The sequence below is a fragment of the Staphylococcus sp. OJ82 genome (assembly GCF_000294465.1).
Lineage (GTDB): Bacteria > Bacillota > Bacilli > Staphylococcales > Staphylococcaceae > Staphylococcus > Staphylococcus equorum.
Genome location: NZ_ALPU01000010.1, coordinates 374,264 through 387,817, shown reverse-complemented (window position 1 = coordinate 387,817; position 13,554 = coordinate 374,264). Strand labels below are relative to the sequence as shown.

General features: G+C 32.6%; 10 protein-coding genes and 2 pseudogenes. All 12 read left to right on the top strand.

Features of this window, described 5'->3' with window-relative positions:
* Nucleotides 1-332: 332 nt before the first annotated feature.
* Nucleotides 333-2,006: a ribonuclease J2 gene (rnjB, locus tag SOJ_RS09325; RefSeq protein ID WP_002507837.1), complete on the top strand. Its 1,674-nt coding sequence runs from the start codon at nt 333-335 to the stop codon at nt 2,004-2,006.
* Nucleotides 2,007-2,313: 307 nt separating this feature from the next.
* Nucleotides 2,314-3,139: pseudogene (locus tag SOJ_RS14880) on the top strand (DNA translocase FtsK 4TM domain-containing protein); the annotation flags it as partial.
* A gap of 179 nt (nt 3,140-3,318) precedes the next feature.
* Nucleotides 3,319-4,764: pseudogene (locus SOJ_RS14875) on the top strand (DNA translocase FtsK); the annotation flags it as partial.
* Between the two features lie 2 nt (nt 4,765-4,766).
* Nucleotides 4,767-5,480 carry a GntR family transcriptional regulator gene (locus SOJ_RS09315; protein ID WP_002507835.1) on the top strand — a complete coding sequence of 238 codons (714 nt, stop codon included), beginning with the start codon at nt 4,767-4,769 and terminating at the stop codon, nt 5,478-5,480.
* A 10-nt stretch (nt 5,481-5,490) separates the two neighbouring features.
* Nucleotides 5,491-6,780, top strand: a complete 1,290-nt coding sequence (yfmF, locus tag SOJ_RS09310; protein ID WP_002507834.1) for an EF-P 5-aminopentanol modification-associated protein YfmF — start codon at nt 5,491-5,493, stop codon at nt 6,778-6,780.
* Entirely contained in the window at nt 6,780-8,066 is a 1,287-nt protein-coding gene (gene yfmH / locus SOJ_RS09305; RefSeq protein ID WP_002507833.1) for an EF-P 5-aminopentanol modification-associated protein YfmH, read from the top strand. The genes yfmF and yfmH overlap by 1 nt, the downstream gene beginning before the upstream one ends.
* 1 nt (nt 8,067) lies before the next feature.
* Complete coding sequence (ymfI, locus tag SOJ_RS09300; RefSeq protein ID WP_002507832.1) at nt 8,068-8,772, top strand: elongation factor P 5-aminopentanone reductase; 705 nt, start codon at nt 8,068-8,070, stop codon at nt 8,770-8,772.
* Between the two features lie 163 nt (nt 8,773-8,935).
* Nucleotides 8,936-9,766 carry a YmfK family protein gene (locus SOJ_RS09295; RefSeq protein WP_002507831.1) on the top strand — a complete coding sequence of 277 codons (831 nt, stop codon included), beginning with the start codon at nt 8,936-8,938 and terminating at the stop codon, nt 9,764-9,766.
* Between the two features lie 33 nt (nt 9,767-9,799).
* Nucleotides 9,800-10,192 (top strand): helix-turn-helix domain-containing protein, encoded by a 393-nt coding sequence (locus SOJ_RS09290; RefSeq protein ID WP_002507830.1) that lies wholly within the window; start codon nt 9,800-9,802, stop codon nt 10,190-10,192.
* A gap of 52 nt (nt 10,193-10,244) precedes the next feature.
* A complete protein-coding gene (pgsA, locus tag SOJ_RS09285) occupies nt 10,245-10,823 on the top strand; it encodes a CDP-diacylglycerol--glycerol-3-phosphate 3-phosphatidyltransferase (RefSeq protein WP_002507829.1) in 579 nt (192 codons plus the stop codon).
* 307 nt (nt 10,824-11,130) lie between these two features.
* Nucleotides 11,131-12,273, top strand: coding sequence for a CinA family nicotinamide mononucleotide deamidase-related protein (locus SOJ_RS09280; protein ID WP_002507828.1), 1,143 nt, complete (start codon nt 11,131-11,133; stop codon nt 12,271-12,273).
* A 173-nt stretch (nt 12,274-12,446) separates the two neighbouring features.
* A complete protein-coding gene (gene recA / locus SOJ_RS09275) occupies nt 12,447-13,493 on the top strand; it encodes a recombinase RecA (protein ID WP_002507827.1) in 1,047 nt (348 codons plus the stop codon).
* Nucleotides 13,494-13,554: the final 61 nt, after the last annotated feature.

Genomic DNA, 13,554 nt, shown 5'->3' with positions numbered 1-13,554 from the left:
TTCCTGTTCTATTTTAATCGGTTTTCATATTAGAGTATACTGGTTTCTTTTTTTATTTAATTCCAATGCAAATAGTAGTTAGAATCATTCCATGAATAATGGAATACATAAGTTTATAAGACTAAAGTTTAATTTTTGGTAAATTCATAGTGTCTATTGTAGTAAAAGCGTGAATATGAAAATATTGAAGATTTATAAGTAATTGTTTATTTATTGATATCAATCCCGAACTATTTATAGTAATTACTTTAATAGTGTACATAAAGCCTATTTTAACTTATAATATACTATGAGTTTATATATGGACGGGAATTTAAATAGGAGGTAACATTTTGAGTTTAATAAAGAAAAAAAATAAAAATATTCGTATAATTCCACTTGGCGGAGTTGGAGAAATTGCGAAAAATATGTATGTCGTTGAAGTAGACGATGAAATGTTTATGTTAGATGCAGGACTGATGTTCCCAGAAGATGAAATGCTAGGTGTTGACATTGTAATTCCTGACATTCAATATGTGATTGAGAATAAAGATAAATTAAAAGGTATATTTTTAACGCACGGGCACGAACACGCTATCGGAGCTGTCACATATGTATTAGAACAAGTAGATGCGCCTGTGTATGGTTCTAAACTGACAATTGCGTTAATTAAAGAAAATATGAAAGCACGTAATGTTAATAAAAAAGTAAGATATTATACAGTGAATAATGAATCAGTTATGCGTTTTAAAGGAGTAAACATTACATTTTTCAATACAACGCATAGTATTCCAGACAGTTTAGGCGTATGTATTCATACATCATATGGTGCTATCGTTTATACAGGCGAATTTAAATTTGATCAAAGTCTACAAGGTCATTACGCACCAGACTTGAAAAAAATGACTGAAATAGGTGAAGCGGGTGTGTTTGCGCTTATCAGTGATTCGACTGAGGCAGAAAAAACAGGTTATAATACACCAGAAAATGTAATTGAATCACATATGTATGATGCATTTACTAAAGTAAAAGGCAGATTGATTGTTTCTTGTTACGCATCGAACTTTATCCGCATTCAGCAAGTATTGAATTTGGCTCAGAGGTTGAATAGAAAAGTTTCTTTCCTAGGCCGTTCATTAGAGAGTTCATTTAATATTGCTAGAAAGATGGGCTATTTTGATATTTCTAAGGACTTATTAATTCCAATTAATGAAGTTGAAAATTATCCTAAAAATGAAGTTATTATTATTGCAACTGGTATGCAAGGTGAACCAGTAGAAGCATTAAGTCAAATGGCTCAAAAGAAACATAAAATAATGAATATTGAACAAGGGGATTCTGTTTTCCTAGCAATTACTGCTTCTGCAAGTATGGAAGTTATCGTTGGTAACACGCTAAATGAATTAGCGCGTGCTGGTGCAGAAATCTTACCTAGTAGTAAAAAAATACACACTTCAAGTCATGGTTGCATGGAAGAATTGAAGATGATGATTAATATTATGAAACCAGAATACTTTATACCAGTAAATGGTGAGTTTAAAATGCAAATTGCTCATGCAAAATTAGCGAATGAATCAGGTGTACAACCTGAGAAAATCTTCCTTGTGGAAAAAGGTGATGTCGTTAACTATGATGGTGACGAAATGATTTTAAATGAAAAAGTAAATTTTGGTAATGTACTTATCGATGGTATAGGTGTTGGAGACGTAGGAAATATCGTTCTGAGAGATCGTCATTTATTAGCAGAAGATGGTATCTTTATTGCGGTCGTAACACTTGATCCGAAAAATAGACGAATTGCAGCCGGACCAGAAATTCAATCTAGAGGTTTCGTTTATGTTAGAGAAAGTGAAGCTTTATTAAATGAAGCTGAAGAAAAAGTACGTGAAATCGTTGAACTAGGACTACAAGAGAAACGAATTGAATGGTCTGAAATCAAACAAAGTATGCGTGATCAAATTAGCAAATTATTATTTGAAAACACGAAACGTCGTCCAATGATCATTCCAGTTATTTCTGAAATTTAATAGTTTCCATACTAAACAAAGAGGTTAAGACAAACGCTTAGGTAAACATATTTAAAAGTAGATTGCAGTTGATTGTTATATCTTAAATATGACATGCAAGCAACCTTTAAATCCACTCAAAGCGAATATTGTCTTACCTCTTTTGTGTTATTATAGAATACAAATAAACTTTTATTATACAATCATACTTATATAATAAAAGCTAAATACATATTATTTACGATAAATAAAAGTGATTCACATAAGAATCAATGGGTATATAATTAAAATGAAATTGAAATCAGAGCTAGAAAAGTAGGTGTGGAACGTGGCACAAACAAAAAAGAGAACTACAACTAAGAGAAAACCAACAAATACAAGAAAGAAAACAACAAATAAAAAGAAAAAACAAAGCGACAGTCCTATAAGATATGTTTTTGCTATTATCATCTTTGTATTAATTGTACTAGGCGCGTTTCAGCTTGGTATTATTGGAACAATGATAGATAGTTTCTTGAATTATTTATTTGGTAATAGCCGTTACTTAACTTATATATTACTATTTATAGGTACAATATTTATTACTTATTATAAAGCTTTACCAAAGACAAGACGTACAGTTGGTGCTTTTATATTACAATTAGCACTACTATTGGTGACGCAAATCTTTTTTTACTTTACTAATAATGCACAAGCTCAACGGGAACCAGTATTGTCATTTGTCTATAAGGCTTATGAACAGACAAACTTTCCTGATTTTGGTGGAGGATTAATAGGATATTACTTATTAACTTTATTCACGCCTTTAATTTCTATTATTGGTATTATTATTGTGACAATTTTATTGATGGCTTCAAGTGCAATTTTACTTTTAAAACAAAGTCATCGTGATGTGTCGAAAATCGTATTTGAAAAGATGAAAGTTAAAGGTCAAGATGCTTCAGTAAACTTAAAAGAAAAAAGAAAACAAAATAGAATTAAGAAAGATGCTAAAGCGCGTGTGAAAGCAGAGAAAAAAGCTGAATTACAAGCACAACAAGCTGCTACTCAGGATAAAGCCAATAATGAAGTTAAAGATGTAAGTGATTTACCTGAAGTTTCAAATTTAACTGCAGAACAGCAACAATCCATACCTATATATGGACATGGTGATAACGATGATGATAGCGCTCAACTTACAGAAAATAAAAAATATAAACGTAGCCAACGTAATCTAAATCAAGAAGACGCCAATGGACAAATATCATCACAACAAAGTTCTAAAGAGGAGCAAGCTTCATTAGATCAGTTGATAGATGAATCTGAACAACCATTAGATGAAGATGGTGCAAATTCCATATCTGAAGCAGGTGAAGTTGAAAACGAAGCATATACAATACCGCCGCTTTCTTTGCTTAATCAACCTGCCAAGCAAAAAGCTACATCTAAGACAGAAGTACAAAAAAAGGGACAGTTACTAGAAACAACACTCAAAAACTTTGGTGTGAATGCAAGGGTGACTCAAATAAAAATTGGTCCAGCAGTCACGCAATATGAAATACAACCTGCGCAAGGTGTGAAAGTAAGTAAAATCGTTAATTTACATAATGATATTGCTTTAGCACTTGCTGCGAAAGATATCCGTATAGAAGCGCCAATACCTGGACGTTCAGCTGTCGGTATAGAAGTGCCGAATGACAAGGTCTCGCTTGTTTCATTAAAAGAAGTATTAGATGAGAAGTTTCCTGCTAAAAACAAATTAGAAGTTGGATTAGGTAGAGACATTTCGGGTGATCCAATTACAGTTGAATTAAATAAAATGCCTCACTTACTCGTAGCAGGTTCAACTGGTAGTGGTAAGTCAGTTTGTATTAACGGTATTATTACAAGTATTTTACTTAATGCTAAGCCACATGAAGTAAAACTTATGTTAATTGATCCAAAAATGGTAGAGTTGAATGTATATAATGGTATACCTCATTTGCTTATACCTGTTGTGACAAATCCACATAAAGCATCACAAGCACTAGAAAAAGTAGTTGCTGAAATGGAAAGACGTTACGATCTATTCCAACATTCTTCAACTAGAAACATTGAAGGCTACAACGAAGCAATTAAACGACAAAATAAGGAACTAGAAGAGAAAAAATCTGAGTTACCGTATATAGTGGTGATTGTTGATGAATTAGCAGATCTAATGATGGTTGCAGGTAAAGATGTGGAAAATGCAATCCAACGTATTACTCAAATGGCACGTGCAGCAGGTATTCATTTAATTATTGCAACGCAACGCCCATCTGTAGATGTTATAACTGGTATAATCAAAAATAATATTCCATCAAGAATCGCTTTCGCTGTGAGTTCACAAATTGACTCTAGAACGATTATAGATAGTGGCGGTGCAGACAAGTTACTAGGTAAAGGTGATATGTTATATGTTGCAAATGGTGGTTCTACGAGAACACGTGTGCAAGGTGCATTTTTAAGCGATCAAGAGGTACAAGATATTGTTAATTATGTTGTTGAACAACAAAAAGCGAACTATGTTAAAGAAATGGAACCAGATGCACCAGTTGAAAAATCAGAAATGAAGAGTGAAGATTCACTTTATGATGAAGCATATATATTTATAATTGAACAACAAAAAGCAAGTACATCCTTGTTACAAAGACAGTTTAGAATTGGCTATAATCGAGCTTCAAGATTGATGGATGATTTAGAACGGAATCAAGTTATTGGACCACAAAAAGGTAGCAAACCTAGACAGATACTTGTGGATTTAGATAGTGATGAGGTGTAAATATGGAACTTACTTCTGTGTATAAAGTTAAAGAGTGGATGATTCAACAAATTAAAGAAGGTAAATTGAGTCCTGGAGAGTCATTGCCAAGTAATTTAGCAGTGGCTAGAACACTAAATGTTAAAACAGATGACGTTTACGATGCTGTGGATGAATTGATTACAGAGCAAGTATTATCTAATAATTTAGAGGAAGGTGCGAGTGTTAAATCACTGCACCCATTCTTCTATCCTTTAGGTGAACTTGTAAGTATTAGTCAAATGATAGAGCAACAAGGCTTTAACGCTAGAACAGAATTTATAAGCTTAGATGAAAAACCGGCTACTTCATTGGATGCATTAAGATTAAATATTCCTAATAAAGCTTCTGTGACCATTATAGAGCGTGTGAGACTGGCAGATCGACAACCAGTAGTATATTGTTTAGATAAAGTGCCTGCTGATGATTTAACGTGTGCCCAGTATCAAAACAGTGATGAATCTTTATTAAATGCGATTGAAGCTTATGCTAATAAAAAAGTTGCCTATGCAAATACAGAAATTGAGGCCATAAGTTATGAACCTCATATCTCGGATGTGCTAGATGCATCACCGCATGAAGGGCTCATGCTTTTGAAATTAATACATTATGATAATGATGATAATCCAATACTTTATTCTTTTAATTATTTCAAAAGTAGTTTAGTAAAATTTAAAACGGTTAGAAATAGAATATAAAAACAAAATTATGAAAGCGAGGCATGACAATTTGAAAATAGATAAACAGCAAAATGACTTGCATATAAAAGTAATGCCAACAACAAAATTTAAAACAACCACAATCACATTGAAATTTATGGCGCCATTAGATAGCGAAACAATGACAGCACGTTCACTATTGAGCAAAGTACTCATTCGTGCGACAAAACAATGGCCAACGGATAAAGCATTTAACCAACACTTATCACAATTATATGGTGCATACGTTAACAGTTTTATTTCGAAATTCAAAGACAAGCATGTAATTACAATATCTTTAGAAATCGTAAATGAACGTTATTTAAAAGATCAAACACCATTATTTGAAAAGGGTTTGGATCTACTAAAAGAAATGATTTGGAACCCGTTAATTACAGATGGTGAATTTGATGAAACTTTTGTTGCACAAGAAAAATCGTTATTAACAAAAAAATTAGATGCTATAGTTGATAATAAATCACAAATTGCATTTTTAAACTTACTGAAAAATATGTTTGGAGACCAACCTTATCGCCATATAGCGTCAGGGCAAGTAGAATACATATCAGGCATAACACCTAAAAATTTATATCATACATATCAATCTATGCTAAAAGATGACTACTGCGCGGTTTATGTAGTAGGTAACGTAGATGAGCAAGCAGTGAAATCACAAATTCAATCATATTTTGATCTTAAACCTTTTCAATTTGAATTATCACATGCAGTGCCGAAGCCAAAATCACATCATTTACCACAAGAAATTATTGAAACAGATATAGTGGATCAAGCCAAACTAAATATGGGATATAAATTCCCAGCACAATATGGAGATTCACAATACTTTGCTATGGTCGTGTTAAATGTCATGTTTGGTGGAGATCCTTCCTCTGTATTATTTAATGAAGTACGTGAGAAGCAAAGTTTAGCTTATTCGATACACTCTCAAATGGATGCTAAAAATGGTTTTATGTTTGTACTTAGTGGCGTTTCAGCAGATAAATATGAAATAGCTAAAGATACAATAATAGCTGAATTTGAAAAATTTCAACATGGTGAGTTTGATGACGATAAATTAGAGCTAGCGAAAAAAGTGATTATTTCACAACGTCAAGAATCTCATGATAGACCGAAAAGTATTATTGAAATATTAAATAATAATATATTACTTGAAGAAGATATGTCAGAAACTAGTTTTATTGAAGGTATACAAAATGTATCTAGAACAGATATTCAGCAATTAGCACAAGAAACAATATTAGATACGATTTACATTTTGACGAAAGGAGGTAATGACTGATGAATGAAAAATATTATAAACAAATAGACGAAAAAGTTTATGAAGCGGAGTTAAATAATGGTCTCAAGTTATTTATTATTCCGAAAAAAGGATTTCAAAAAACCTTCGTAACTTATACAACACAATTTGGTTCATTAGATAATAAATTTAAACCACATGGTAGTGATACATATGTCACAGTTCCAGATGGCGTGGCACACTTTTTAGAACATAAATTATTTGAAAATGAAGAAGAAGACTTATTTACTGCTTTTGCAGAAGACAATGCTCAAGTTAACGCATTTACGAGCTTTGATCGAACAAGCTATCTATTCAGTGCTACTGACAATGTAGACCGCAATATCAAACGCTTATTAACAATGGTAGAAACGCCTTATTTTACTAAAGAGACGGTTGATAAAGAAAAAGGAATCATTGAAGAAGAAATTAAAATGTATCAAGAACAACCTGGTTATAAATTAATGTTCAATACATTAAAGGCTATGTATGAAATACATCCGATTCGTGTAGATATTGCAGGCAGTGTTGAAAGCATTTATGAAATAACTAAAGATGACTTATATCTATGTTACGAAACATTCTATCATCCATCGAACATGGTGTTATTTGTTGTAGGTGATGTAGATGCAGAGCACATTTATGAAGTCATTGCTGAGCACGAAGATAAAAGAGATAAAGTGAATCAACCACAAATTGTCAGAGATGCTTTAAATGAAAAAAGTGAAGTTAATGAATTCAATGTAACAGAATCTATGAAACTTCAATCCCCAAGGTTAATGCTTGGTTTTAAAAACGAAACTTTAAAAAATGAACCTAACGAAGCCTATGTTAAACGTGATTTAGAAATGACACTATTTTATGAAATGGTGTTTGGTGAAGAGACAGATTTTTATCAAACGTTGCTCAATCAAGATTTAATAGATGAAACATTTGGTTATCAATTTGTTTTAGAACCAACCTATAGCTTTTCAGTTATCACGAGTGCAACGCAATATCCTGATAAATTGAAAGCACTATTATTAGAGGAATTAGAAAACACACAAGGTAAACTAAGTGATGCAGAGGCCTTTAACTTATTAAAAAAACAATTTATTGGAGAATTTATCTCAGGTTTAAATTCACCAGAGTATATTGCTAACCAATACACAAAACTTTATTTTGAAGGCGTAAGTTTATTCGACTTATTAGACATTGTTGAGAGTATCACTTTAGATAGCGTGAACGAAACAGCAAATACATGTTTAAATCTAACGCAAGTTGTAGATAGTCGTTTGGAGATGAAATAAAATGAAAGCTTTGGTCATGGGTGGATCTGGTACAATAGGTTCTGCAATTGTCGATCGTTTATTAACGGATGGGTATGAAGTCATCGTACACTATAATAAATCAAACATAGAAACTCTAACAAAACACTATGAACAGAAGTCAGTACAATTTGTAAAATGTGATTTAACTCAGTGTAATGAATTAGACAAAGCTTTTGCTTTCATAAAAAATTTGGATTGTTTAATTTATGCTAGTGGTTCAGCTTTATATGGACAACTACAGGATATGACAGACGAAATGATCGATTCGAGTTATCAAATACATGTGCGTCAATTTATAAGAACAAGTAGATATTTTGCAGATCAATTAAGACAAAGTACAAATGGTAGAATCATCGTTATCTCATCTATATGGGGTGAAACTGGCGCCAGTATGGAGACTGTTTATTCAGCTATGAAAGGTGCTCAAATTAGTTTTGTTAAAGCGCTTAGCCAAGAGTTAGCTATGACGAATGTCACGGTTAATGCTATCGCACCCGGGTTTGTCAGTGGAAACATGACTCAAGTTTGGACAGCAGATGAACTTAGCGAGATAACAAAAGAACTGCCACAACAAAGATTGATTGCACCTGAAGAGGTTGCACATACGTGTAGTTATTTATGCCACCCATTAGCTAAGAGTATTACTGGAACGATACAAAAAGTAAACGGAGCATGGTATTTATAAATTTTAATATTGTGTAAAAAAATAAGCCAACTATGAAACATTCAATGATATAATAACAATACAATAAATCACAGGATTTAAAAAAGTGATGTTAATAGATGTTTCTTGAGCACCAATCTATTATAAAATAACCGTTGTTTTTAAACTAAGGGGTGTTTATTTCATGACAGTAGCTACTAAAAAAGAATGGTATTTAGAATATGAGATAACGTTGAACAGATCAGGTTTATTGGGCGATGTATCTAGTTTGTTAGGTATGATGGGCATCAATATTGTAACAATCAATGGTGTTGATGAAGGTCGTAGAGGTTTACTCATTAAGTCTGATAACTTAGAAAAAGTAAGTAGATTTGAAAATATTGTCACTGAAATTGATGATATTTCTATTACTAAATTACGTAAACCTGAACTTCGTGATCGATTGGCAGTGAGACATGGCAGGTACATAGAGCAAGATGCCGATGATAAAAAGACATTTCGTTTTGAAAGAGAAGACTTAGGTTTGCTCGTTGATTTTATGGCAGAATTATTTAAAGAAGAAGGTCATAAGCTAATAGGAATTAGGGGTATGCCTAGGGTAGGAAAGACAGAATCTATTGTTGCTGGCAGTGTCTGTGCGCATAAACGTTGGTTGTTCATCAGTTCTACATTAATCAAACAAACAGTGCGTAGCTCATTAATTAAAGGTGAGTACGATACTAATCATGTTTATATCATTGACGGAGCAGTAACAGCAAGAGAATCTAATGTAAAACACCAAGAATTAGTAGAAGAAGTTATGAGTTTGCCTTCAATCAAGGTGGTTGAACATCCTGACTTGTTTGTTGAAACAAGTGACTATGAGATGAGCGATTTCGATTATATTATTGAATTAAGAGAAAATAAGAACCAAGAAATTCATTACGAAGAAATGAAGAAACAAACTGTTAAAAGTAAAAACAACTTAGATTTTGGTAACGATGAATTTGGTGGCGGTTTTGGTTTCTTTGAATAAAAAAATGAGTAGTTATCAAGGAGGACTAACATCGTGAACACAGTTGGTCAAACTTTAAAGGGACGTCGAGAACGTTTAGGTATGACTTTAAATGAATTAGAAACACGCACACAGATAAAACGTCAAACTTTGACTTTGATAGAAAATAACGATTTTGAATCATTAAATAAGGTTGATTATGCAGAAGGTTTTATTAAAAAATATGCAAAAGCCGTTAATATTGATTCTGTACAGTTAATTAAAGCACATAGAGACGAAATTCCAAATAATGACGAAAGCATGCAAGAGACGATTGAAGCTTTTTCTAAAGAAAATAAGCCGACATATCGTAGTAAGAATAAAGAGCCGCTGCAAGTAGCTGTTATAGTAAGTGTTGTTATTATCATTTCAGCACTATTATGGATTTTAGCTGTTTTAGTATTATAATCGGTTAATATATAGCAACGATTAAGTTATAAAAAAGAAAAGAGGACTTTTTATGAATATACCGAATTGGATAACTGTTTTTAGAGTTATACTAATTCCAATATTTCTTCTATTTGCACTGATAGATTTTGGATTTGGCAACATTTCATTTATCGGTGGTAATGAAATTAGAATTGAATTATTAATTAGTGGTGTTATTTTTATTATCGCGTCGTTAAGTGATTTTGTTGATGGCTATTTAGCAAGAAAATGGGAGCTTGTAACAAATATGGGGAAATTCTTGGACCCATTAGCTGATAAATTACTCGTTTCAAGTGCTTTAATCGCACTTGTGCAAATTGATTTAACAAATTCAATCGTTGCGATTATTATCATTGCACGTGAGTTCGCTGTAACAGGATTACGTTTATTACAAATTGAGCAAGGTTTTGTAAGTGCTGCAGGGCAATTAGGTAAGATTAAAACTGCTGTTACGATGGTTGCTATTGTTTGGATTCTCCTAGGTGATCCTTTAGCAACTTGGATTGGTTTTGAATTAGGACAAGTGCTGTTATACATCGGTGTATTCTTCACAGTGTTATCTGGAATTGAATACTTCTATAAAGGTAGAGATGTATTTAAAGCAAAATAATTGAGGTTAGTTCCAATACATTTACTACTCCCATACTTATCAATAAAATTAAGTACTATGATATAGCAAAACAGTCCAAAGCGATAAAATTTGGGCTGTTTTTATGTTATTTTATCAAATAACATAAAAATTGATTTGTTAAGATTTACGAAGTTTTTAAAAAGACATAAAAATCTAATCTTTAGTTTTTTAAGGAATTAAGATTTATAATTAAGTTTATCGTAAAACATTTTTTCGCTCGCTTTTAAGTGAGTAAAAAGTATAGACTAAAGTAAATTATGTAACTTAGTGTTGAGGAGGAGAAGTTGTGAAGATATCTATCATTGCGGTGGGCTCAGAATTATTGTTGGGGCAAATAGCTAATACCAATGGTCAATATTTATCAAAATTGCTAAATGGTGTAGGTCACAGTGTGGTAGAGCATACTGTAATCGGTGATAATCCAGAACGATTAGAAAGAGTCATAAAAGCATCATTTAATCATTATGATACTGTTATACTAACAGGTGGTTTAGGTCCAACTAAAGATGACTTAACGAAACATACGGTTGCTAAGGTATTAGGTCGAGAATTAGTAATTGATAAACATGCTTTGAATTACATTGAACAATTCTTCGAAGAACAGAATATTGAAATGACTCCAAATAACCGCCAACAAGCGTTAGTTATAGAAGGTTCACATGTATTAGAAAATAAAGTCGGCATGGCGCCAGGTATGTTAGTAAATCAAGATGAAAGACGTATTGTATTGTTACCAGGGCCACCAAGAGAAATGCAACCTATGGCTAAAAACGAACTTTTGCCATTCTTTTTCAATGATGAAAGTACTATATTCTCAGAATTATTGCGTTTTGCAGGCATCGGCGAATCTAAAGTAGAAACAGTATTAATGGATTTAATAGATGGACAAACAAATCCTACGATTGCGCCATTGGCTGGAACGCACGAAGTTAATATTAGATTAACGGCAAATGGAGATACGCAACGTGAATGCGAGCAACTTATCGCTCCTATTAAAGCAGAAATTTTATCACGTATTGGTGAATATTATTATGGTTCTGATGATATATTACTGGAACAATCTTTGATGGGTCAAATACGCCAATCATTTGCTATATATGATGCTGTTACAGATGGAGAATTATATTCCAGACTGCAGAATTTTAATACATCACAATTGCTTCAAGGAATGTTACCACATCATACACAATTTATAGATGAACGTGATACAATTGAAACTCAACTTTCTGTCTCTGCCAATATCGTTAAAGATTTGTATCAAACAGAAGTTGGTATTTCAATAATGAAGCATAAGGATACAATTTATTTAGGCATTTTAGAAAATGAGAGACTTGGAATTCAGTCCTTTAAAATGACGCAAAGAAGAAATTCAATAAAAAGCAGAACTCAAAATTTTGTACTAATACGATTACTAAATTGGTTTAAATAAGCATTTAAAGTCTACAAAAATTTAAAAACATAGTACGTGTGTTCTGTTTTTGTTGTAACTTCCCTCTATATAAGCGAACAAATATTCGCAAAACGCTTGCAGAATTATTTAAATCAAGGTATAGTAGGATTAAGATATTTTACAGAGATTAATCTCAATTAGGAGGTCCAACATTGGATAACGATCGTCAAAAAGCTTTAGATACAGTAATTAAAAATATGGAAAAATCATTTGGTAAAGGCGCAGTTATGAAATTAGGCGATAATAAAGCCCAAAGAGTGTCTAGCGTTTCAAGTGGTTCAGTTACTTTGGATAATGCTTTAGGTGTAGGTGGCTACCCTAAAGGAAGAATTATAGAAATATATGGACCAGAAAGTTCTGGTAAAACTACAGTAGCATTACATGCTATTGCAGAAGTACAAAAAACTGGTGGGATTGCGGCGTTTATTGATGCTGAACATGCGTTAGATCCTGTCTATGCAGAAGCTTTAGGTGTAGATATTCAAAATCTATATTTATCTCAACCTGACCATGGGGAACAAGGATTGGAAATTGCCGAAGCATTCGTTAGAAGTGGTGCTGTTGACATCGTAGTTGTTGACTCCGTTGCTGCGTTAACTCCAAAAGCTGAAATTGAAGGTGAAATGGGAGATACACATGTTGGTTTACAAGCGCGTTTAATGTCACAAGCATTGCGTAAACTTTCAGGCGCTATTTCTAAATCAAAAACAACAGCAGTATTTATTAACCAAATTCGCGAAAAAGTAGGCGTGATGTTCGGTAATCCTGAAGTAACACCGGGTGGACGTGCATTGAAATTCTATAGTTCTGTACGTTTAGAAGTACGTCGTGCTGAACAATTAAAACAAGGCCAAGATATTGTTGGTAATAGAACGAAAATTAAAGTTGTTAAAAATAAAGTAGCACCGCCATTCAGAGTTGCAGAAGTGGATATGATGTATGGTAAAGGTATCTCTAAAGAAGGAGAACTTATTGACTTAGGTGTTGAAAATGAAATTGTAGATAAATCAGGTGCTTGGTATTCATACAATGGAGATCGTATGGGACAAGGTAAAGAAAATGTTAAATTATATCTGAAAGAAAACCCTGAAATCAAAGAAGATATTAATCGTAGATTGCGTGAAGCTCTAGGCATTATCGATGGTGATGTTAAAGAAGACGAAAGTGAAAAACAAACTACGCTTCTTGAAGATGAATAGTGTTATCTAAAATTAATTAAATATTTACTATAAAATAAGCGTATATGTAAAAATATGCGCT

What these genes read in the sequence shown, in the direction of transcription:
- yfmH (WP_002507833.1), top strand. Translation starts at nt 6,780, where the DNA reads ATGAATGAAAAATATTATAAACAAATAGACGAAAAAGTTTATGAAGCG.
- yfmF (WP_002507834.1), top strand. Translation starts at nt 5,491, where the DNA reads ATGAAAGCGAGGCATGACAATTTGAAAATAGATAAACAGCAAAATGAC.
- pgsA (WP_002507829.1), top strand. Translation starts at nt 10,245, where the DNA reads ATGAATATACCGAATTGGATAACTGTTTTTAGAGTTATACTAATTCCA.
- SOJ_RS09315 (WP_002507835.1), top strand. Translation starts at nt 4,767, where the DNA reads ATGGAACTTACTTCTGTGTATAAAGTTAAAGAGTGGATGATTCAACAA.
- SOJ_RS09295 (WP_002507831.1), top strand. Translation starts at nt 8,936, where the DNA reads ATGACAGTAGCTACTAAAAAAGAATGGTATTTAGAATATGAGATAACG.
- ymfI (WP_002507832.1), top strand. Translation starts at nt 8,068, where the DNA reads ATGAAAGCTTTGGTCATGGGTGGATCTGGTACAATAGGTTCTGCAATT.